General features: G+C 67.0%; 20 protein-coding genes and 1 tRNA gene. 7 read left to right on the top strand and 14 right to left on the bottom strand.

The features are described 5' to 3' along the window. Nucleotides 1-14: 14 nt before the first annotated feature. A tRNA-Met gene (locus IAI54_RS11885) sits at nucleotides 15-91 on the bottom strand. 235 nt (nucleotides 92-326) lie between these two features. Then, nucleotides 327-1,019, bottom strand: a complete 693-nt coding sequence (locus IAI54_RS11880) for a CBS domain-containing protein (protein WP_187972533.1) — start codon at nucleotides 1,017-1,019, stop codon at nucleotides 327-329. 200 nt (nucleotides 1,020-1,219) lie between these two features. Here IAI54_RS11880 and ppsA point away from each other — a divergent pair, with 200 nt between their 5' ends. The 3 genes from ppsA (at nucleotide 1,220) to IAI54_RS11865 (ending at nucleotide 5,741) form a co-directional block, all read left to right on the top strand. Continuing rightward, a complete protein-coding gene (gene ppsA, locus IAI54_RS11875) occupies nucleotides 1,220-3,628 on the top strand; it encodes a phosphoenolpyruvate synthase (RefSeq protein ID WP_187972532.1) in 2,409 nt (802 codons plus the stop codon). A gap of 102 nt (nucleotides 3,629-3,730) precedes the next feature. Then, nucleotides 3,731-4,657: a 1-phosphofructokinase family hexose kinase gene (locus IAI54_RS11870; RefSeq protein ID WP_187972531.1), complete on the top strand. Its 927-nt coding sequence runs from the start codon at nucleotides 3,731-3,733 to the stop codon at nucleotides 4,655-4,657. A 127-nt stretch (nucleotides 4,658-4,784) separates the two neighbouring features. Beyond that, nucleotides 4,785-5,741: a Gfo/Idh/MocA family protein gene (locus IAI54_RS11865; RefSeq protein WP_187972530.1), complete on the top strand. Its 957-nt coding sequence runs from the start codon at nucleotides 4,785-4,787 to the stop codon at nucleotides 5,739-5,741. 66 nt (nucleotides 5,742-5,807) lie between these two features. Here the strand turns inward: IAI54_RS11865 and mnmA are convergent, their stop codons facing one another. After that, nucleotides 5,808-6,986: a tRNA 2-thiouridine(34) synthase MnmA gene (mnmA, locus tag IAI54_RS11860; RefSeq protein ID WP_187973129.1), complete on the bottom strand. Its 1,179-nt coding sequence runs from the start codon at nucleotides 6,984-6,986 to the stop codon at nucleotides 5,808-5,810. A gap of 244 nt (nucleotides 6,987-7,230) precedes the next feature. Here mnmA and sciP point away from each other — a divergent pair, with 244 nt between their 5' ends. Then, complete coding sequence (sciP, locus tag IAI54_RS11855) at nucleotides 7,231-7,506, top strand: CtrA inhibitor SciP (RefSeq protein WP_024849925.1); 276 nt, start codon at nucleotides 7,231-7,233, stop codon at nucleotides 7,504-7,506. Nucleotides 7,507-7,628: 122 nt separating this feature from the next. On the opposite strand, the gene IAI54_RS11850 is transcribed toward sciP, so the two are convergent. Both IAI54_RS11850 and IAI54_RS11845 read right to left on the bottom strand, forming a co-directional pair. Continuing rightward, nucleotides 7,629-8,081, bottom strand: a complete 453-nt coding sequence (locus IAI54_RS11850) for a paraquat-inducible protein A (RefSeq protein WP_187972529.1) — start codon at nucleotides 8,079-8,081, stop codon at nucleotides 7,629-7,631. Nucleotides 8,082-8,168: 87 nt separating this feature from the next. After that, on the bottom strand, nucleotides 8,169-8,546 hold the full coding sequence (locus IAI54_RS11845; protein ID WP_187972528.1) for a flagellar export protein FliJ: 378 nt from the start codon (nucleotides 8,544-8,546) through the stop codon (nucleotides 8,169-8,171). A 434-nt stretch (nucleotides 8,547-8,980) separates the two neighbouring features. Between IAI54_RS11845 and ctrA the strand changes: the two genes are divergently transcribed. Continuing rightward, on the top strand, nucleotides 8,981-9,676 hold the full coding sequence (ctrA, locus tag IAI54_RS11840; RefSeq protein WP_126700245.1) for a response regulator transcription factor CtrA: 696 nt from the start codon (nucleotides 8,981-8,983) through the stop codon (nucleotides 9,674-9,676). Nucleotides 9,677-9,772: 96 nt separating this feature from the next. Here ctrA and IAI54_RS11835 read toward each other — a convergent pair whose 3' ends face one another. Together IAI54_RS11835 and chpT are read right to left on the bottom strand one after the other, a co-directional pair. After that, complete coding sequence (locus IAI54_RS11835; protein ID WP_187972527.1) at nucleotides 9,773-10,141, bottom strand: response regulator; 369 nt, start codon at nucleotides 10,139-10,141, stop codon at nucleotides 9,773-9,775. Nucleotides 10,142-10,284: 143 nt separating this feature from the next. Next, nucleotides 10,285-10,914: a histidine phosphotransferase ChpT gene (gene chpT / locus IAI54_RS11830; protein WP_187972526.1), complete on the bottom strand. Its 630-nt coding sequence runs from the start codon at nucleotides 10,912-10,914 to the stop codon at nucleotides 10,285-10,287. A 280-nt stretch (nucleotides 10,915-11,194) separates the two neighbouring features. Here chpT and IAI54_RS11825 point away from each other — a divergent pair, with 280 nt between their 5' ends. After that, on the top strand, nucleotides 11,195-11,779 hold the full coding sequence (locus tag IAI54_RS11825; RefSeq protein WP_187972525.1) for a DUF1134 domain-containing protein: 585 nt from the start codon (nucleotides 11,195-11,197) through the stop codon (nucleotides 11,777-11,779). 144 nt (nucleotides 11,780-11,923) lie between these two features. Then, complete coding sequence (locus IAI54_RS11820; protein WP_187972524.1) at nucleotides 11,924-13,171, top strand: coiled-coil domain-containing protein; 1,248 nt, start codon at nucleotides 11,924-11,926, stop codon at nucleotides 13,169-13,171. Between the two features lie 121 nt (nucleotides 13,172-13,292). Here IAI54_RS11820 and IAI54_RS11815 read toward each other — a convergent pair whose 3' ends face one another. The 7 genes from IAI54_RS11815 to IAI54_RS11785 form a co-directional block, all read right to left on the bottom strand. Next, the gene (locus IAI54_RS11815) at nucleotides 13,293-14,120 is read right to left on the bottom strand and encodes a TrmH family RNA methyltransferase (protein WP_187972523.1); all 828 of its coding nucleotides are present in this window, start codon (nucleotides 14,118-14,120) and stop codon (nucleotides 13,293-13,295) included. 157 nt (nucleotides 14,121-14,277) lie between these two features. Next, nucleotides 14,278-14,598 (bottom strand): ArsR/SmtB family transcription factor, encoded by a 321-nt coding sequence (locus IAI54_RS11810; protein WP_187972522.1) that lies wholly within the window; start codon nucleotides 14,596-14,598, stop codon nucleotides 14,278-14,280. A gap of 170 nt (nucleotides 14,599-14,768) precedes the next feature. Then, nucleotides 14,769-15,533 carry a HugZ family pyridoxamine 5'-phosphate oxidase gene (locus tag IAI54_RS11805; RefSeq protein ID WP_187972521.1) on the bottom strand — a complete coding sequence of 255 codons (765 nt, stop codon included), beginning with the start codon at nucleotides 15,531-15,533 and terminating at the stop codon, nucleotides 14,769-14,771. Between the two features lie 76 nt (nucleotides 15,534-15,609). After that, nucleotides 15,610-16,779, bottom strand: coding sequence for a CaiB/BaiF CoA transferase family protein (locus IAI54_RS11800; RefSeq protein WP_187972520.1), 1,170 nt, complete (start codon nucleotides 16,777-16,779; stop codon nucleotides 15,610-15,612). Nucleotides 16,780-16,789: 10 nt separating this feature from the next. Further along, nucleotides 16,790-17,551 (bottom strand): 3-hydroxyacyl-CoA dehydrogenase, encoded by a 762-nt coding sequence (locus IAI54_RS11795; RefSeq protein WP_187972519.1) that lies wholly within the window; start codon nucleotides 17,549-17,551, stop codon nucleotides 16,790-16,792. A gap of 165 nt (nucleotides 17,552-17,716) precedes the next feature. Further along, a complete protein-coding gene (locus IAI54_RS11790) occupies nucleotides 17,717-18,841 on the bottom strand; it encodes a DUF2333 family protein (protein ID WP_187972518.1) in 1,125 nt (374 codons plus the stop codon). A 9-nt stretch (nucleotides 18,842-18,850) separates the two neighbouring features. After that, nucleotides 18,851-20,137: a DUF6638 family protein gene (locus IAI54_RS11785; protein ID WP_187972517.1), complete on the bottom strand. Its 1,287-nt coding sequence runs from the start codon at nucleotides 20,135-20,137 to the stop codon at nucleotides 18,851-18,853. Nucleotides 20,138-20,141 lie beyond the last annotated feature (4 nt).

Below are 20,141 nucleotides of genomic sequence, written 5' to 3'. Positions count from 1 at the left end.
AACCGGTCCGGAAGTGGTAGCGGAGGAGGGATTCGAACCCCCGACACAAGGATTATGATTCCTCTGCTCTAACCAACTGAGCTACTCCGCCCCTTCGAGGCGACGCCGCGAGGCGGGGCGCCGCGCCGGCTTGCGCCGAGGCTGGGCGGATATAGTGGGCGGCCGCGCGCGCTGTCAAGCGCGAAGGGAGGTGTTTTCGGGGATGGCCAGCCTTCGGTTCCGGCCGCCGGTGGCTGGTCCGCCGACGGTCCGTCGCCTTTTCGCCTGATGCGGACGCCGGGCGGCGCGGCCCATGGAATCCCGCGGGCGCGGATCCCCTCCGCCGCTCAGACGCCGGTCGGCGCGAAGGCCACGACGGTGAGGTTTTCCGTCACCGGCCGGGCGCCGGCCGCGGTCTGCGCCGCCACCACCACGGCGCGACGGACGCGATCGTCGGTGACCGTACCGCGCAGCACCACCTTGCCCGCGGTCACTTCGACGTCGACCATGGCACTGCCGCTCCAGATCTGATCCTCGATCTCGTCCAGGATCGTGCGCCGCACGGCGATGTCGTCGGCGGCGGGCGCCGGCTCGTCCGTGAGACGGTGGGTCAGCGCCACCAGGAAGTTGGCGCGGCTGACGATGCCGACGATCCGGCCGTCGCGCAGGACGGGCAGGCGCTTGAAGCCGCGCTTCTCCATGATCGTGACCACCTCTTCCAGCGGCGTTTCGGCCGAAACCGAAACGGCCTGCGGGCTCATCACGTCGCGCACGGTGCGCCCGTGGGCATGGACGTAGTCGTCGGCGGCGTCGCCCGGCGTCACCCACAGGTCGAACCAGCGCGGGCGGTGCTTTTCGGTGCCGAGTTCGGCACGGCGCAGGAGATCGCGCTCGCTGACCATGCCGACCAGCCCTCCGTCGGCATCCACGACAGGAAGGCCGCTGACACGATGCTGCACCATCATCCTGGCCGCATCGGCCACGCTCGCCTCCGCACCGATGGTGGCAGCGCCCGCCGTCATGATGTCTCCGGCCTTCATGGTCGTTCTCCCTTCTCGATCCGTCGGGTGGGCCGGCGCACGCCGCCACGTCCCCGCCTGCCCCTGCTAGGCAATGGCGGGCGCGGCCACCTTGATCCCGGTCAAAGCCGGGGGTTGCAGCAGTTGACGGGAATCAATGACCTTCGCCGCCGGCCGGGCTTGTCTGCGCGGATCGGCGACGGGCCGCGCGGAGGAGCATCATGACCCTGGACGGATCCAACGGAAGCACGAGAGGCGCGGTGTCGGTGGTCGGATTCGAGACCATCGGGCGCGGCGACGTCGGGCGCGTCGGCGGCAAGAACGCCTCGCTCGGCGAAATGATCGCCACGCTCGTGCCGCGGGGGATCCGCGTGCCGCCCGGTTTCGCCACCACCGCGCAGGCCTATCGCGACTTCATCGCGGCCAATGGTTTCGAGGAGACCATCCGTACGCGGCTGGCCGATCTGGCGGCCGGCAGGGTCGCGCTGGCACAGACGGGGGAGGCGGTGCGGGCGCTGATCCTGTCGGGCGCGTGGCCGCCGGAGACGGAGGCCGCGATCCGCGCAGCCTACGCGGCGCTCTGCCTCCGCACCGGCAAGCCTGACGTGGACGTGGCGGTGCGGTCGAGCGCCACGGCCGAAGACCTGCCGGATGCGAGCTTCGCCGGCCAGCAGGAGACCTTCCTCAACATCCGCGGGGCCGACGCGCTGCTCGACGCCTGCCGGCGCTGCTATGCCTCGCTGTTCACCGACCGGGCGATCAGCTACCGGATCGCGAAGGGCTTCGACCACATGGCGGTGGCGCTGTCGGTGGGCGTGCAGCAGATGGTGCGGTCCGATCTCGGCGGGGCGGGCGTGATGTTCTCGATCGACACGGAGACGGGGTTTCCGGACGTGGTGGTGATCGATGCGGCCTGGGGGCTCGGCGAGAACGTCGTGCAGGGCGCGGTCGATCCCGACGAGTACCAGGTGTTCAAGCCGCTGCTGACCAACCCCGCGCTGAAGCCGATCGTCCACAAGGCGCTCGGCGAGAAGACGCGCAAGATGATCTATGCCGACGGCGCGCAGCCGACGCGCAACGTGCCGACGTCGAAGGACGAGCGCGCGCGCTTCGTGCTGTCGGACGAGGAGATCCTGACGCTCGCGCGCTGGGCGGTGACGATCGAGGCGCATTATGGCTGCCCGATGGACATGGAATGGGCCCGCGACGGCGAGACCGGCGAGATGTTCATCGTCCAGGCGCGGCCGGAAACGGTGCAGTCGCGCGCCGGGGCCGGGTCGCTCAAATCCTACAGCCTCACGGGCAGGGGCAGGACGCTCGCAAAGGGTCTCGCGATCGGCAGCGCGGCGGTCGCCGGCCGCGTCTGCATCATCGAGAACGCGCGCGACATCGACCGCTTCGTCGACGGGGCGGTGCTGGTGACCGGGACGACCGATCCCGACTGGGTGCCGATCATGAAGCGGGCGGCGGCGATCGTCACCGACCATGGCGGGCGCACGTCGCATGCCGCCATCGTCAGCCGCGAACTCGGCCTGCCGGCCATCGTCGGCACCGGCAATGCCACGCAGGTGCTGCATGACGAGCAGGACGTGACGGTCTCGTGCGCCGACGGGGACGAGGGCTTCGTGCTGGAGGGTACGGCCGGGATCACCGCCGAGACGATCCGGATCGACGACCTGCCGGAGACGCGGACGAAGCTCATGCTCAACCTCGCCAATCCGGCCGCGGCGTTCCGCTGGTGGCGCCTGCCCGCGGATGGGGTCGGGCTGGCGCGGATGGAGTTCGTCGTCTCCAACCACATCCGCGTCCACCCGATGGCGCTGGTGCGCTTCGAGGAACTGCGCGACGAGACGGCCCGGGTCGAGATCGAGCGGCTGACGGCGGGATACGTCGACAAGACGGAGTACTTCGTCGACCGTCTGTCGCGCGGGCTCGCCCGTATCGCCGCGGCACTCCATCCGCGGCCGGTGATCGTGCGGATGAGCGATTTCAAGACCAACGAATATGCCGGGCTTCTCGGCGGGGCGCAGTTCGAGCCGGCCGAGGAGAACCCGATGATCGGCTTCCGGGGCGCGGCGCGCTACTACTCGCCGCGCTACCGGGACGGCTTCGCGCTGGAATGCCGGGCGATCAGGCGGCTGCGCGAGGACATGGGCTTCGACAACGTCGTCGTCATGATCCCGTTCTGCCGTTCGACGATCGAAGCCGACAAGGTGCTCGACGTCATGGCCGGGAACGGGCTGAAGCGCGGCGTGAACGGTCTGGAGGTCTACGTCATGTGCGAGATCCCGTCCAACGTCGTGCTGGCGGCGGAGTTCGCGAGGCGCTTCGACGGGTTTTCGATCGGCTCCAACGACCTGACGCAGCTGACGCTGGGCGTCGACCGGGATTCGGGAGAGCTTGCCGACCTGTTCGACGAGCAGGATCCGGCGGTGAAGTGGATGATCTCCAACGTCATCGCCGCGGCGCGGAAGGCGGGCGCGAAAATCGGCCTCTGCGGACAGGCGCCGAGCGATCATCCCGATTTCGCCGGCTTCCTGGTCGAGTGCGGCATCAGTTCGATCTCGGTCAGCCCCGACAGCTTCGTCCAGGTGAAGCGGGTGGTGGCGAAAGCGGAAGCCCCCGGCTGACCGGCGGCCGGCATTTTTCGGGTACGGCGGAGGCCGGCGCCCGCGCGGCAGTGGAACGCGGCGCGGCGTCGCCGTGTTCTGCCGGCACAGACAGGAACGCACATGGCCAAGGTTCTCACGCTCACGCTCAACCCCACCGTCGACGTCTCGGGGGATGCCGACGTCATCCGGCCGGTGCGCAAGGTGCGCACGTCGAACGGCCGCTTCGATCCGGGCGGCGGCGGCATCAACGTCGCGCGCGTCCTGGCCAAGCTCGGCTGCCCGGTCGAAGCCGTCTATCTGGCGGGGGGAGAGGTCGGACAGATGCTCGACAGGCTCCTCGCCGAACAGGGAGTCGCGACGCGGCGCATCACGGTCGAGGGCCAGACACGGCTCGGCTTCATAGTCCACGAGACGTCGACGGGGCTGGAGTACCGCTTCGTTCCGGAAGGACCGGCGGTCGACGCCGACAGGCTCGATGCGGTTCTCGAAACCGCTGCCGCGCATGACGGCGACTATGTCGTCGGCTCGGGCAGCCTGCCGGCCGGTGTGGCGGAGGATTTCTATGCGCGGGCAGCGGACGCCGCCGCCCGTCGCGGCGCCCGCTTCGTGCTCGACACGTCCGGTGCCGCCCTGAAGGCGACGCTCGACAGGGCGAGGGTGTTCCTCGCCAAGCCCAGCCTTGGCGAACTCGAGCAGTATGCAGGGCGCAGACTGGGCGCCGAGGATGCGGGCACGGTCGCCGCCGAAATCGTCGCGCGCGGGGCGGCCGAGCTCGTGGCGGTGACGCTCGGCGCAGACGGAGCGATCCTGGCCGGCCCCGACGGGGTGGTCCGGCTGCCAACGATCCCCGTGCGGGTCCGGTCGGCGGTCGGCGCAGGCGACAGTTTTCTCGCCGGCATGGTCTGGGCGCTGATCGAGGGAAGGGAGGTCGCCGAGGCTTTCCGTTTCGGCATCGCCGCCGGCGCCGCAGCCGCCATGACTCCCGGCACCGAATTGTGCCGCGTCGAGGACATCGGGGCGCTCCTGCAGCGCCTCGGGCCGGCCTAGGGACGATGCGCCACCCGGGCATCGCCTTGCCTGCCGCGGGGGCCCTGTCCGACGGCGCCCGCCCGGGGGTTGAGTTCCGGTGGACGGCCCGATATGTCAGGCCAGATTCTTTCGGACATTCTCGCACATGGCGCCACGTTTAGCAGTCCTCGGTTGCGGCTACTGGGGCAGCAACCACATTCGGACCCTGAAGTCGCTGGACGCCCTCTACGCCGTGTCCGACGCCAATGCGGCGCGTGCGGAAGGCTTCGCGACCGAACAGGAATGCCTGTCCATCGCCCCCGACGATCTCGTCCGCTGCGCGGAGGTGGACGCCATCGTGCTCGCCCTGCCGCCGCAGTTCCATGCCGAATTCGCGATCCGGGCGGTGGAGGCCGGCAAGGACGTGCTGGTCGAGAAGCCGATCGCGCTGACCGTGTCCGACGCCGAGCGCGCCGTCGCGGCGGCCAAGGCCAACGGCCGCGTCTTCATGGTCGGCCACGTGCTGCGCTTCCACCCCGCCTTCGAGAAGCTGAAGGCGCTGATCGATGCCGGCGAACTCGGCGAGGTCAAGTACATCCATTCCCACCGGCTCGGTCTCGGCAAGTTCCACACCGAGAACGACGCGCTGTGGGATCTCGCGCCGCACGATCTGTCCATGATCCTGGCGATCACCGGCCAGGCGCCGCTGGAGGTCCGCGGCGAGGGGGCGGCGATCCTCGACAATCTCAGCGACTTCGCCCATCTCCACATGCGTTTTCCCGGCGGCGTGCGGGGGCACCTCTTCACCTCGCGGCTGAACCCCTATCGCGAGCGGCGGCTCACCGTCGTCGGGACCAAGGCGATGGCCGTGTTCGACGACGTGGAGCCCGGTCCGCGCAAGCTCGCCGTCTACCGTCATGCCGTGTGGCAGGATTCGGGGCAGTGGGCCTTCACCGCCAACGAGCCCGCCTATGTCGAGTTCGACAACACCGGCATGCCGCTGACGCGCGAGCTCGAGCATTTCATCGACTGCATCGAGACGCGGGCCGAACCGCGCACGAGCGGAGCGGAGGCGATCACGGTGCTGCGCATCCTCACTGCCGGGAGCGTCGTCCACGACTGACGCCGGCCGGCTTCGCAGGCGCCGGACGACGACGTCCGGCGTGGTCCGTCAGTACCCCTGGAGGGGTCAGGCCTGCATCGCCGCAAGCGTCGACAGCATCGCTTCCGCCTTGCCGGACCGGCGGGTACGCTCGATGAAGCCGCCACCGAAGACCCTCGCCTCGCTTCCCTCGTCCGAATAGAGCACGCAGGCCTGGCCGGGCGCGACGCCGGTCTCGCCGTCGGCAAGCTCGACCTCGACCTGTCCGTCGTCGCCGACGTGCAGCACCGCCGGGCGCGGCGGGCGGGTGGAGCGGACCTTGGCGTAGACTTCGAGGTCCGCTCCCGCCAGAGCCGCGACCGGCGTGTCGCCCAGCCAGTTGAAGTCGCGCAGCGCGATGCGGCGCGTCTCCAGCGCCTCGCGGGGACCGACCACGACGCGCGCAGCCGCCGGATCGAGGTGCACCACGTAGAGCGGCTCCCCGGATGCGACGCCGATACCGCGGCGCTGGCCGATCGTGTAGTGGACGATGCCCTGATGGCGTCCGAGCCTTCGCCCGTCGATATGGACGATGTCGCCGGGCGTGGCGGCGGTCGGCTGCAACCGGGCGATCATGTCCGAATACTTGCCCTGCGGCACGAAACAGATGTCCTGACTGTCCTGCTTGCCGGCCACCGACAGGCCCATCTCCTCGGCCATGGCCCGGACCTCCGGCTTGGAGCGTCCTCCCAGCGGAAAGCGCAGAAAGTCGAGCTGCTCCTGGGTCGTCGCGAACAGGAAGTAGCTCTGGTCGCGGTCGGCATCGAGCGGACGGTAGAGCGCGCGATGGGCGCCGTGAGCCCGGCTGCGGATGTAGTGGCCGGTGGCGAGCGCCTCCGCTCCCAGGTCGCGCGCCGTACCGAGCAGGTCGGCGAACTTGACGGTCTGGTTGCAAGACACGCAGGGGATCGGCGTCTCACCCGACATGTAGCTGCGGGCGAACGGATCGATCACCGCCTCGCGGAAGCGCTGCTCGTAGTTCAGGACGTAGTGGGGGATGCCGAGCGTCTCGGCGACGCGGCGCGCATCCTCGATGTCGCGGCCCGCGCAGCAGGATCCGGCGCGGTGGACGGCTGCACCGTGATCGTAGAGCTGCAGCGTGACGCCCACGACGTCGTAGCCTTCCTTCTTGAGAAGGCCGGCCACGACGGAGGAATCGACGCCGCCCGACATCGCCACGACGACGCGGGTGTCTTCCGGCCGGCCGGGAAGATCCAGGCTGTTCATCGGCTCGTTCGCTTCCTTGTTGTCCGTATCGAGGGGTCCAATGCCCATCCCCGACAGATAGGTCAAGAACCGTCCGGATGCCAGCATCGCGCGCAAGCAGGTGGCCGGCAGGAGGCGAATCTCTCGTATTTTAGAGAGTCCCGAATCGTTACGTTTCGATTACCGGCCGCTTAGCCAATTTTTAAAGCTACACCGGTAGTCTGCGCTCTGTTGGTGCCGAGTTGTGTCGGGTGTAGAGAGTAAAATGACCGATCTGGTGAGACCGCGGGTCAAGTACGTGATAGGGCCAGACGGCAGCCCGCTGACCATTGCAGACCTGCCGCCGAGCAATACGCGGCGCTGGGTCATCCGTCGCAAGGCGGAAGTGGTCGCCGCGGTCAGGGGTGGTCTTCTCAGCCTCGAGGAAGCCTGCCAGCGCTACAAGCTCACGGTCGAGGAGTTCCTGTCATGGCAGGCCTCGATCGACGAATACGGCCTCGCCGGCCTCCGCACCACGCGCATCCAGCAGTACCGCCACTGAGGCGAGGCGCACGACGCCGGCTCCGGTACCGCTGATCCCGGCATCCCGCTCGCAGCCCACGATCCATCCTTCGACGTGGTGACCGCAAGCCGGTCGTGGCGCATCCGTCTCCGCGCGAAGCGCTATCCGGCCGACCGCTCGCGCCGCAGCAGCGCCGATACCGCGACCGTCAGGATCACCGACAGCGCGAAGCACCACAGGCCAGGCTTGGTGAATGCGGCCGCGAGGCCGCTCGTCTTCGCCGCGAAGATCACCAGCGCCACCAGTACCACATCCATCATCGACCAGTTCGACAGGCCGCGCAGCCAGGACGGCAGACGGTCGTGGGCCGCCGCGCCCGAATGACTAGCGACGTGCAGCAGCATCAGCTTGACCGCGGGAAAGACGATCGAGAAGAGGGCGATGATCGTGGCCAGGAGCGGATCTCCGCCCTGCCAGAGCGCGGCGACCATGCCGGCGAGCGACGGCTCCTCCGTGAAGAAGTAGAGGCGCTCGACCCGGATCAGCGGCAGCGTCACGCCCAGCGCGAAGGCGGCCGTCGCAACGAACAGCAGGAGGGGCGGGGCAAGGCGCATGCGCGCCGTATAGATGAAGACCCGCCGCCGCGAAAGCCGGACGGAGGCGGGAGGGGCGGGGACCGACCGATCGCGCGGGTTCGCCGATCAGCCGGCGACGGCGCGGCGCAGGTCCGCTTCGGCGTCGCGCACCCGGGTGTCGCGGTTCTCGAGCTGCTCGGCCTTTGCAAGTTCCGTCTCGGCTTCGGCGAGGGCCATCTCGGCGGCACCCTTCTGCTGGAGCAGGTCGAGGCGGGAGTTGTTCAGGTTGTCCCGGCGCTGCCGGGCGGCCCTCGCGAAGGTGGGGTAGGCGAAATGGTTGGTGTCGGTGATTCCCGACTTCCTCTCCTCGATGGCGACCTGCGCATCGAGTTCGGCGGCCATCCGGTCGAATTCCGCGATCATCATGTCCAGCTGCGACAGCTGCCGGCGCTTCTCATTGACCTGGAACTGCTTCAGGCGAACCAGATTCCCACGTGACTTCATGTCCGCTTACTCCCGAATACGCGTACCTGCCGGAAAAATCACGCCCGACCCACGGCTCTGCGCGGCGATGGCGGAGGGCAAACGAAATCCTAAGGATTTTCGGTGCCGGTAACCATTCGTTTACGCGCACCGTTAATCATAAGGTCGAGGGCTTAAGGGGCGGTAAAAAAAGCCGGGTGCCTTTTCGGGAAACCGACAACGCGAGTCGCTAGAGTCGGTTACTGCGGCTTCTTAAGCTTCAGCCTTAACGGCTTCACGTGTTGATTCATGTTTGGATTCAACATGCTGTGTCGGACACTTCGGAAGGATGATTGCGCTTGCCATGCGGAATCAGATTTTGTTAACCATTTCGTGGCAGCCTTCGAGTCACGTAACGACTGCTCCCGGGCCGGCACGTCGGCACATCCGGCTCGGCTGCAGAAGAGGGGATTGAAATGCGCGTCCTGCTGATTGAAGACGACAGTGCCACGGCACAGAGCATCGAACTGATGCTCAAGTCGGAGAGCTTCAACGTCTACACGACGGACCTGGGCGAAGAGGGTGTCGATCTCGGCAAGCTGTACGACTACGACATCATTCTCCTCGACCTGAACCTGCCCGACATGTCCGGGTACGAGGTTCTGCGCACGCTACGCCTCTCGAAGGTCAAGACCCCGATCCTGATCCTCTCCGGCATGGCCGGCATCGAGGATAAGGTGCGCGGCCTCGGCTTCGGCGCCGACGACTACATGACCAAGCCGTTCCACAAGGACGAGCTGGTCGCCCGCATCCACGCGATCGTGCGCCGCTCCAAGGGCCATGCGCAGTCGGTCATCACCACAGGTGACCTGATCGTGAACCTTGACGCCAAGACCGTCGAGGTCGGTGGCCAGCGCGTGCATCTGACCGGCAAGGAATATCAGATGCTGGAGCTGCTTTCGCTGCGCAAGGGCACCACGCTGACGAAGGAAATGTTCCTCAACCACCTCTACGGCGGCATGGACGAGCCGGAGCTCAAGATCATCGACGTCTTCATCTGCAAGCTGCGCAAGAAGCTCGACGCGGCTTCCGGCGGCCAGAACTACATCGAGACGGTATGGGGGCGCGGCTACGTGCTGCGCGAACCCGAGGACGTGCGCGTCAGCGCCTGATCCCGTTGGGCGGATAACGAAAGCGCCCGCGATCGTCCGATCGCCGGGCGCTTTTTCGTGCGAACGACGCGTGGCGGCGGCGCGTGGGGCCGTGGATCAGGCCGCGATCTTCAGCTCGCGAAACCGGTCGAGCAGCTGAGCCCTGTTGAAGGGCTTCAGCATGTAGCCCGTGGCGCCGGCGCGCTTGGCCCGCATGATCGCCCCGATGTCGAATTCCAGGATCGAGACCAGGATCCGCACGTCCCTGGCGCCGGGAAGCGCCTTGACCGCGTGAATGAACTCGGGCGCCTGCATGTCGGGGAGGGTGCCGTCGAGGATGATGGCGTCTGGAAGCTCGGCCGCGCACATGTCGAGCGCGTCGCGACCATTGCCCGCTTCGACGACCGCAAGCTCCGGTCCGCCGAGTATGCGCTTGACCACCTTTCGGATGATACTCGAATCATCAACGATCATGCAGCGTTTCATGTCGACATTCCCTCCGTCGCGGCCGCATCATGCGGCAACCTCTGATGGCCCCGCACGAAGACTAAGCGAAACAGTGAAAGAATTGGCGAAACGGATCGCTAAACTTGAATGCAAAGCAACTGCCGGTCGCAGCCGGCGGGTTTCTACGCGGCGGTGAGGGTGATCTCTTCGGCGGAGGCATGGATGGAGATCGTCATGCCCGCCTCGCGCGCCAGGAGCAGCGTGTAGTAGGGCTGGACGGTGTGGGCATCGATCGGCTCTTCCGGCCGCGTTCCGGAATGCAGTTCGAGGAACTTCGGCGGAACGCGCACCATCGGCCCGGTGGAGACGATGGTGAATTTCGGCGTGGTCATCAGGTCCGAGAGCTCGACCCTCATCGTGCCGCCGCGCGGAATGGCGCCGGCGGCGATGAGCAGCAGGTTGAGGAGCAGCTTCACCTTGTTCTTCGGGAGGAGGGCGCGCCCGCCCGTCCATTCGAGGTTCGGCTTCTCGTTGCGGAAGTAGGCGGTTGCCACGGACTCGGCGTCACCGGTGTCGATCTGCATCCCTGCCGACCCGGCTGCGCCGAAAGCGATCCGCGCGAACTGCAGACGTGCCGAGGCGGTTCGCGCACTGGCCCGGATCAGGTTCATCGCGTCCTCGTCCGCGCCTCCCTCGTCGAGGAGCTCGAGACCGTTGTTGAGCGCACCGACCGGCGAGATGATGTCGTGGCAGACCCTGCTGCACAGAAGAGCCGCCAGATCGGGCGCGGACAGAGAAAGCAGTTCGGACATCGGGGTCTCCAGCACATTCGGCACGGCGGCGGAAAGGGGCAGCGAGATGGCGGTCGAATCAGAAGGGGCTGCCGCAGGGTCGACGTTACACAAGGCTGACGTCGCCGCAAGAAATGCCGACCGCTCGGACGCTGCGGGGCGTCGGGGCGGCCCCGCCGCGCCGAAAGATGCTTAACGGAAGGAAAACGATTTGGGGCTAGTTTTCGCGAAGGCCGATCGGGTGGACGGGCATCAACCAAAGGCGCGCTGCCCCGGCAGCAGCTGCCGACGGAGTATGGATATGACACTCTCGAAACTGGCGCGGTTCCTGTCGCGGGCCTTCGCGGCCCTCGTCCTCGCGCTCGCCCTCTCAACGGCCGAGCCGGTTCCCGCGTCCGCGAATTCCGAATTCACCGCGCAGGAGATGATCGACAAGGGTCACGAGTTCTTCGGGTCAGCGTCCGGCGGCGTTGCCGCGGCGATCGAGACCATCTTCGCGCGTTACGGCGTCCCCAATGGCTATATCCTCGGGGAAGAGGGATCGGGCGCGATCGTCGGCGGTCTGACCTATGGCGAGGGCACGTTGTTCACCAAGAACGCAGGCGATCACACGCTGTTCTGGCAGGGACCCTCCATCGGCTGGGACTTCGGCGGGCAGGGCTCGCGGACCATGATGCTGGTCTACGACCTCAACACGGTCGACGAGATCTATCACCGCTATGTGGGCGTGGCGGGGTCGGCCTACCTCGTGGCCGGCGTGGGATTCAATGTCTTGCGCTACCGCAACGTGCTGCTCATTCCGGTGCGGACGGGCGTGGGCGCAAGGCTCGGCGTCAACATAGGCTACCTGAAGGTCACGTCCCGCCCGACCTGGAACCCCTTCTGAGAGAAGGTCCCGCCGGGCGACGCAACGACCTTCGCCGCTGGCGCTTAACCTTAAGGCGAAGTAAAAAGCCGTGCAGGGATGGATCGGGACGGTGCCCCTGTGGCACACCCGATCATCCGGTGCGGGTATGGGCGGGCTTTCGGCGTGATCGAATCCATTCTGTTCTTTTCGCTCGGTTTCCTGTGCGCGGGTTTCCTGGCACTGATGATCGCTCCGGCCGTCTGGCGCCGGGCGGTCCTGCTGACGCGCAGGCGCATCGAGGCGTCCGTTCCGCTCTCCCTCAACGAGATCCAGGCCGACAAGGACCGGATGCGCGCCGAGTTCGCGATGTCGACGCGGCGCCTGGAAATGAGCATCAAGGCGTTCCGCGACAAGGCGTCGAGCCAGATCGTCGAGATCAACCGGCACCAGGCGCAGCTCAAGGAACTGACGGACGAGATCGGGGAGAAGAACGCGGCGATCACCGCGATGGAGGCTCAGGGCAGCGAGATGCGCGCCGAGCTTCGGCGGCGGGAGGAGCAGTTGCAGGTCCTGTCGGGCCGCCTCGACGAGGCGACGCGCAAGATCGACGAGAAGGCGCTGGAACTCGACAAGCTCGGCCGTCTCTACGACGACGCGGCGTTCAACTCCAGCAGCCGCCAGATCGAACTGGTGGCACGGGAGGCCGAGTACGAAAGAGTGTCGGACGACTTGAACGCCTTGCGCGGGAAGCGCAGGGACGTGGAGCGACAGCTGCGCGAGGCCCTGGCCGAGAACAAGCAGAGCCAGGAGCTTTTGAAGGCCGAGCGGCTGAAGATCACCGAGCTCGAAAAGAAGATCGAGCGCATGGAGTCCACCCTGGCCGACCGCGAGGAGCGCCTCGACCGTCGCGAGAAGGACCTCGCCAGGCTGCGTGAGCACGCACGTTCGGGAGCGTCGAGCGAGAACGACCTGAACACGAAGCTGTCGGCTTCCGAGGCCCGCCGCGTGAAGCTCGAGGCCGATCTCGCCGATCTCACGCTGCAGATGTCGACGCTGCTCTCCGGCGCGACGGGGGGCGACGTCGAGAAAGCGATGTCAACGCTGAGCGAGGAACGCGACCAGTTGCAGCAGCGCCTGACGAAGCTGGTCCGCGAGAACAAGAAGCTGAGGGCGGACCTCGCTGTCTACGAGCGCGACAAGTCCGAGGACTGGGATCTGCAACGTCGCGAGAACGCTCTGCTGCGCGAGCAGATCAACGACCTCGCCGCGGAGGTGGTGCGGCTGACCGAAACGCTCGACGGGCCGGAATCCCCGATTACCGTGGCGCTGGCCGCCGATGTCGTGGAGCCGCTCAAGTCCTCCGCCGAACGCAGGCCGACCAGCCTTGCCGAGCGCGTGCGTGCCCTGAAGGAGGCCTCTGCGGCCCGCTGAGCCTGTCTCCCGGAGGTGACCATCGGCTTCGTGTGACGGACTTGTGCAGGAGCACGGATCTGACGAACCATGGAGCCAGTCCGCAGGATCGCGACGCTTCGGGCCTGACCTCGCGGTCGTCTCACCGCCCGTCGCCGTCCCCGTCGCCGGCTCCCCGCCACAGCCTGTGCAGCGCGATGGCTCCGGCGGTCGCGACGTTGAGGCTGTCGAAGTTGGCGGACATTCCGATCCGGACGGTCGTCAGCCGGGCGAGCAGGTCAGGCGGAAGGCCGGTGCCCTCGCTGCCCAGCAGGAGAGCGGTGCGCTGCCGCGGCCGGATTTCGGTGACGTCCGTCGTGCCGCCGGGGCTGAGCGCCAGGCAGTCGAATCCGGCGGCGGCAAGATGCGCGAGAAGCGCCTCGGCCGTACCGCCGCGCCAGTGCGGTACCCTGAGCACTGCGCCGACCGAGACGCGGATGGCCTTCCGGTAGAGCGGATCGCAGCAGGTCGCGTCGAGCAGCACGGCATCCGCCTCGAAGGCGGCGGCGTTGCGAAAGATGGCACCGACATTGTCGTGATTGGAAATGCCGATCAGCACCAGCACCAGCGCGCGCGGGGGGAGGGCGGCGACGAAAGCGTCGAGATCGCACTCGTCGGTCCGGCGCCCGAGGCCGAGCACGCCGCGATGGACATGATAGCCGGCGACGGCGTCGAGGATCGGCTGCGGCGCGACGTAGACGGGCAGATCGGCAGGCGCACCTGCCAGCAGATCCGAGAGGCCGTCGACCCGGTTCTCCAGGAGCAGCAGCGATTCGGCCGCAAACCGGGCGTCGCCGAGAAGCACGTTGAGAACGACCCGTCCTTCGGCAATGAAGCGGCGCCGTCGGCCGACGAGATCGCGCTCGCGGATCTGCCGGTAAGGATCGAGCCGCGGATCCTGCACGTCATCGATGCGGATGATCTCAGGCATGGACAGGCAGACCTGCCGCGCGTCTACGAAATGGGAATGCAGTGCTCATCCGCGCATGCCGAACGGGTCCGTCCTGACGACTGCGACAGGTCTGGACGGCAAGAGCGGCAAGGTCAAGACGACGATGAAGGAACCCGCAGGTGACGGCGCAGGCCGTTCAGAGGGGTGCGCCCGACTTGCGCGACTCAAGCACGAAGATCTCGTTCAGAGTCCCAAAGAGCCGGCGGACCTGATCGGAACTGCAGGAATAGTAGATCGTCTGCTTGTCGCGACGGGTGTTGACGAGGCGGAGGCCGCGCAGTCGCGACAGATGCTGAGACAGGGCCGACTGGCTCAGTCCCACTTTCTGGGCGATGACACCGACCGGCAGTTCCGAATCGAGCAGTTCACAGATGATCTGGATGCGTTTTCCGTTGGAGAAGGCTGCTAGAAACACGGAAGCTTCATCCGCGTAGAAGCGCAAATCGTCCGTTCCCAAACACCGCCTCCTGCGAGCCCACGCACATACCGCGCATTCCGGGCGCAAGAGGGTCGGGCCTTCAGCGCGCAACCCACCCTCGTTTCGCCGATCCATCAAAAGTTAATCCAGAACGCTTCGCAGGGGAAGCACTGTCCGGCAATTTCCTTCCGGGGACCGGCAAGAATTGCCTATCCGATGTTTTCGCGGGCGATCCGGGCCATCGAAACGAGGGCCTGGCGCATCGCGGCCGCCCCGGTCAGCGGTTCGTCGAAGAAGACGCGACGCGAATCATCGCCACAGGCGAGGTCGAAGCCGTCGACGTCGAGGCCGGTCATGACCCAGTTGCCCGCGCCGGCCCTGGCGAAGTGACGGGCGTAGAGTTCGACGGCGTCGCGGTGATCGCTGTTCATATGGGCGATCGCACCCTGCTCCGCCGCCGCGATATCGGCCATGGCGGAATGATCGACCAGCAGATCGCCGCGGGTCAAGGCATAGGCCTTTCCGAACCCGCCGTTCAGGCCGGCCCGCTGCGGCTCCAGCCGGAAGAAGGAGAAGTCTGCGAAATCGACGTAGAGTTCGGCCTTGGGATGGCGGTTCAGGTAGCGGCGGCGCGCCCGCCTACCGTCATCGCTCTCGCGGTCGAGCCTCGTCGCCAGGCAGGACAGGGTGATGCGCGGATGGGCGAGAGGGTCACCCTTGCCCGGTTCTCCGAGCAGAAGCGAACACCGAGGGTCTGCGAGAAGAGCTCCGGTGTGCGGCGACAGCATGGAGACGAGGATCAGCGGCGCCCCGTCGGGATCGGTAGCGGTCGCGACGCGGCTGGCGGACGGCGCGCCGGTGTCGGGTTCGAGCACGGCGAGGGCACCGAAGCGCGAAGCCCGCAGCAGCCGGCGGCCGAGACGCACGGCCTCCGCATCGGTGGGACGCAGGACGTCCTTCTTCTCGTCGGTCATGTTTCGAACTCCCGCGCGATCGCTTCCGTCCATCCGCCGCGTCGGCGTTCGCGAAAAGCGGATGGTTTCGGTCACCTTATCCCGCGATCAACCCGCTTCTGGCAAGGGCCTCGGCCCGGGCAGACGCGATGCCGAAGGCTTGCAGCACCGGCGGCAGCGGGTTCGACTGTGCGGCCGGGTCCGGTGGCCCTGCGGGCGCGGAGGGTGTGCGTGAAAAGCGCGGAGCCGGCGCCCCGCGGACAAGCCTGCTTTCGTGCCTGAACGTGCCGCGGGCGACGTTGTGCGGATGTTCGGGCGCCTCTTTCATCGACAGCACGGGCGCCACGCAGGCATCCGTCTCGGCGAAGATCTCCCACCATTCGTCCCGGGTTCTCGCTGCCAGGCGTTCGGCGATCGCAGAGCGCATCTCCGGCCAGAGACGCGGGTCGTATTGCGCCGCGACGAAGCGATCGTCCAGAGGCAGCAGAGCGGCGAACTCGGCAAAGAACTGCGGCTCGAGACAGGCCACGGCGACATGCTTCCCGTCGGCGGTCGGGTAGGTGTCGTAGAAGGGAGCGCCCGAGTCGAGAAGGTTCGAGCCGCGCCTGTCACGCCACAGACCTGCTGCCAGAAGGGCGTAGGGAAGAGTGCCCAGCGTCGAGGCGCCGTCGATCATGGCCGCGTCGACCACCTGCCCGCGGCCCGACCGCGACCGCTCGAAGAGGGCGGCGAGCACGCCGGCAATGAGGAACATCGTCCCGCCGCCGTAGTCGGCCACGAGGTTGAGCGGCGGAACGGGCTTGCCGTCCCGCGGTCCGATGGCGTGCAGCATGCCCGTCAGGGCGAGATAGGTCAGGTCATGCCCGGCGCGCCGGGCAAGAGGCCCCTCCTGTCCGAAGCCGGTCATGCGGCCGTAGACGAGGCCGGGATTGGTCGCCAGCATCTCCTCCGGGCCGAGCGTGAGCCGCTCCATGACCCCCGGCCGGAAACCCTCGATCAGGACGTCGGCCCCGGTGGCGAGATCGTGCATAAGGGCGATCCCCTCCGGGGCCTTCAGGTCGATCCGGAGAGTATCGCGACCGTGTCGGTCGAGATCGAATTCCGGCGGAAGGTTCAGGAAGGAGGGCGAAGCCTTCAGCCGGTCGATGCGCAGGACGCTGGCGCCCATCTCCGACAGGATGAGGGCTGCGAGCGGCACCGGGCCGAGGCCGGCCATCTCGATGACCTTCAGACCGGCGAGCGGCCCCTTCCGTTCCTCCTCCCCCATGAATGCGCGCCTAGCGCGGCGCCATGCGGATCGCGCCGTCGAGACGGATGGTCTCGGCGTTGAGCATCTGGTTCTCGACGATGTGGCAGGCCAGTGCGCCATACTCCGCCGGCTCGCCGAGGCGGGACGGGAAGGGGACCTGCTGGCCGAGCGAACGCTGCGCGTCCTCCGGCAAGCCGGCGAGCATCGGCGTCTTGAAGATGCCGGGCGCGATGGTGCAGACGCGGATGCCGGCGCGCGACAGGTCGCGGGCGATCGGAAGCGTCATGCCGACGACGCCGCCCTTCGAGGCGGAATAGGCGGCCTGGCCGATCTGCCCGTCGAAGGCGGCGACCGACGCGGTGTTGACGATGACGCCGCGCTCGCCACCTTCCAGCGGTTCGGACTTCTCGCACAGGCCGGCGAACAGGCGGATCATGTTGAAGGTACCGGCGAGGTTCACCTCGATGACCTTCTTGAACATGTCGAGCGGGTGAACGCCTTCCTTGCTCGTCGTCTTCATCGCGATGGCGATGCCGGCGCAGTTGACCAGGATGCGTGGCGAGCCGAGCTTCTCGACCACTGTGGCGAAAGCGGCCTCGCCGCTCTCGGCGCTGGAGACGTCGCACTTGACGGCGATCCCGCCGATGTCGGCCGCGACCTTCTCGGCGCGCTCCATGCCGACGTCGAAGATGGCGACCCTGGCGCCGCGCGCAGCCAGCGCGCGGGCCGTCGCCTCGCCGAGACCCGAACCGCCGCCGGTGACGATTGCGACCTGACCCGATGCGTCCATGAGATGTCCTCCAGAAATGTTATGAAGCAAAACAATATCGCGTCATCGTAGCTGTTGCCCCCGCGCCAAGGCAAGATGCCGGACGACCCATTCCGGGGGATGCGACGCGATCGGTCCCGGGGCCGCGGCCGGGGTTCCGTCCGTCTCCGGCCGGTCGTCGGTGCCTCACCGGTCCAGGACGGAGCGAAGCTCGACGAGATTGGAGCGCACGCGCAGCACGTAGAAGCCCATCGTCGCCAGATGGGTCGGCATGATCCAGCCGGCTTCGTCTCCGTTCGAGATGATGAAGGGCTGGATCCTAAGCGCGGATCGAAGCTGGTCTTCCGTCGCGTCCCAGAGCGGCTTGACGGAACGCTGGGCGATGACGTCCTCGAAATCGGCGCCGGCGGCGTGGAGAATGCCGTAGTAGCCGTAGAGCTGGCCATAGGCGAACCAGAAGCGATCGTCGGCGCGCACGTCGAACCAGCCGCGATTGTAGAGTTCGGAACGCTCGCGCAGGATCGCCGATGTGGAGCCGATGTCGTTGGCGATGCGGTCGAGGAACTGGATGAGATTGTCGGCGCGCGCGTCGAAGACGGCGTTGCAGGCGGCCAGGCGCTCGTTGAAGGCCCGCAGGTCGCGGATCGCGGAGCGGTAGAAGGCGGGAGTCGGCGTCTTCGGGCCGAAGGGATTGACGCCGAAGTACCAGGTCGATTCGTCGAACTGCATGTTGCCGCGGGCATCCTGCAGGTTCGAATCGATCTGGGACGTGCCGCGCACGCGGCCGAGCGTGTCGACCAGTTCGACGGTCGTGCGGCGGATGGCCTGGTTCACTCCGCGCTGGAAGGACGCCTCGTTGTCGAAGAAGGGCGTGCTGTCCCAGTCGAGGCCGAACAAGCCGGTCTTGTAGAGCAGCATCGACGAGATCCAGGCGTTCTGGTTCACGTTGAAGTCGATCAGATCGGCGGTCACGTCGGCGATGGCGGAGCGCCCGCAGGTCCTCGTCGTATCGCCGGCGCCGCCGGCGGTGATCTGCTCGCCGGCGGACACGGCGCGCTGGTCGAGCTGGTAGGGGTCGACGTAGTCAGGATCGAAGCCGGCCCAGCGCTGCGTCTGGTAGAAGAAGTTGGCGTAGAGGCCGAAGAGGACGAGGAGGGCGATGCCGATCGGGCCCTTGATCAGCCAGCCGCGCCGCGCATACCAGCGGCCGGCCGCCAGGAAGGGCCACAGGATGATGCCGATGACCCATCCGATGCCGCGGCCGATGGCCTGGAAGACCCGCGAGAAGAAGTCGATGATCGGATCCAGCATACTCTCCCCCTAGTCCGTCAGTCCGTAGAGCTTCCGTCGAAGCCCGGCCTTGTCGGACAGATAGGCGGTCTTCAGCATCTCCACAACGTGGCGTCGCCAGTTAGGCTCGAAGGTCTCGTAGTCCCTGTAGAAGGCCTGCTTGTTGAAGACGTAGCGCGAGATGAAGTCGTCGGGCACGAAGTCGGCGATCAGCATGTTCGTGAGCCAGGCATCCGGATGTTCGGGCTTGGCGCGCACCACGAGGAAGCGACGGGCGGGCTCGATTTCGTCGAGATCGATGCGTCCGGTGCGCCCGACCTGCCGCTTCATGGCGTTAAGGAAGGGAAACACGCCGTCGCTGTTGACGAGATTGGCATGGCCGTGAATCCAGGTCTGCAGCCAGACCTTGTCGGCGTGGGACAGGTCCACCGTGGGATCGTTGCGACAGACGAGGGTCCGGATCGCCATGTCGGCACGATGCTCCAGATATCCCGAGGTCTCGATCCATGATGCCCGCGGCAGGTCGAGCCGCCCCGTGGAGAGCAGGAACTGGAACACGCTGTCGGGGTCGTGGATCGACAGGTAGCTGACCTGCCACGGGCGTGACCGGCGGAATCCTGGCGCCGACGGATCCGAGATCACCGTCGTCACGTCCGGGTCGACGAAGACGTAGAGACCGCCGAAATGGCTGGTCCAGAAGGCGTTGTGGCGGAAGATCACCTGGTCGGGAACGAGCGCATTCTCGCGGATGTCGCCGCAGAGCTTCGCCAGCTCCACCATCTGCTCGAGCATGGCCTTGTCGCGCCATGCGTCGGGCTCCCGTTTCAGCCGGTCGGCCAGCCGGCCGAGTTCGGCGGCCTTGCCGAGCACGTCCTCGGCCGACAGCACCTTGAATTCGACCTGGTGGATCGACAGCAGGTCCTCGATGTCGTCCACCCTGGCGACGCTGTCCTCGATCTCGCCGTAGATCACGTCCTTGATGGTCAGCGCATCGATGGCGCGGCGGTTTCGCGAGAGGAACTCGAACATCAGCTGCGAGGTGTTCGAGAATGCGGTGTGCACGACCGGGAGTTCGATCTGTGACGGCGTGAGAACGATGAAGCGGCGGTTGATCCCGTTCGGGTCGAGGTAGCCGTAATCGCCCAGTTCCTCCGCCACCTGCGGCGAAAAGCCGGTGCGGTCGATCTCGAAGCTCTCGAGCTTCGTCGGCGCCAGCCCGAAGGCCATGAGCGCCTTGTTGTAGCGCGCGATCAGATGCGGCTCCTCGACCGTCAGGAGCCGGCCGTAGATGAGTTGCGAGTCGCGGAGGAGGTTCATGTCG

The sequence above is a fragment of the Aquibium microcysteis genome, assembly GCF_014495845.1.
In the GTDB taxonomy this organism is placed as follows: domain Bacteria; phylum Pseudomonadota; class Alphaproteobacteria; order Rhizobiales; family Rhizobiaceae; genus Aquibium; species Aquibium microcysteis.
The sequence above is the reverse complement of the archived record's forward strand: the minus strand, read 5'-3'. Positions and strand labels throughout refer to the sequence as shown.

Coding starts and splice junctions, on each gene's coding strand:
- IAI54_RS11845 (WP_187972528.1), bottom strand. CDS start 8,546: ATGAAGTCACGTGGGAATCTGGTTCGCCTGAAGCAGTTCCAGGTCAAT.
- IAI54_RS11795 (WP_187972519.1), bottom strand. CDS start 17,551: ATGGACGCATCGGGTCAGGTCGCAATCGTCACCGGCGGCGGTTCGGGT.
- mnmA (WP_187973129.1), bottom strand. CDS start 6,986: ATGAACAGCCTGGATCTTCCCGGCCGGCCGGAAGACACCCGCGTCGTC.
- IAI54_RS11800 (WP_187972520.1), bottom strand. CDS start 16,779: ATGGGGGAGGAGGAACGGAAGGGGCCGCTCGCCGGTCTGAAGGTCATC.
- IAI54_RS11870 (WP_187972531.1), top strand. CDS start 3,731: ATGGCCAAGGTTCTCACGCTCACGCTCAACCCCACCGTCGACGTCTCG.
- IAI54_RS11805 (WP_187972521.1), bottom strand. CDS start 15,533: ATGACCGACGAGAAGAAGGACGTCCTGCGTCCCACCGATGCGGAGGCC.
- IAI54_RS11835 (WP_187972527.1), bottom strand. CDS start 10,141: ATGAAACGCTGCATGATCGTTGATGATTCGAGTATCATCCGAAAGGTG.
- IAI54_RS11825 (WP_187972525.1), top strand. CDS start 11,195: ATGACACTCTCGAAACTGGCGCGGTTCCTGTCGCGGGCCTTCGCGGCC.
- IAI54_RS11880 (WP_187972533.1), bottom strand. CDS start 1,019: ATGAAGGCCGGAGACATCATGACGGCGGGCGCTGCCACCATCGGTGCG.
- IAI54_RS11785 (WP_187972517.1), bottom strand. CDS start 20,137: ATGAACCTCCTCCGCGACTCGCAACTCATCTACGGCCGGCTCCTGACG.
- ctrA (WP_126700245.1), top strand. CDS start 8,981: ATGCGCGTCCTGCTGATTGAAGACGACAGTGCCACGGCACAGAGCATC.
- chpT (WP_187972526.1), bottom strand. CDS start 10,914: ATGTCCGAACTGCTTTCTCTGTCCGCGCCCGATCTGGCGGCTCTTCTG.
- IAI54_RS11850 (WP_187972529.1), bottom strand. CDS start 8,081: ATGCGCCTTGCCCCGCCCCTCCTGCTGTTCGTTGCGACGGCCGCCTTC.
- IAI54_RS11865 (WP_187972530.1), top strand. CDS start 4,785: ATGGCGCCACGTTTAGCAGTCCTCGGTTGCGGCTACTGGGGCAGCAAC.
- IAI54_RS11790 (WP_187972518.1), bottom strand. CDS start 18,841: ATGCTGGATCCGATCATCGACTTCTTCTCGCGGGTCTTCCAGGCCATC.
- IAI54_RS11815 (WP_187972523.1), bottom strand. CDS start 14,120: ATGCCTGAGATCATCCGCATCGATGACGTGCAGGATCCGCGGCTCGAT.
- ppsA (WP_187972532.1), top strand. CDS start 1,220: ATGACCCTGGACGGATCCAACGGAAGCACGAGAGGCGCGGTGTCGGTG.
- sciP (WP_024849925.1), top strand. CDS start 7,231: ATGACCGATCTGGTGAGACCGCGGGTCAAGTACGTGATAGGGCCAGAC.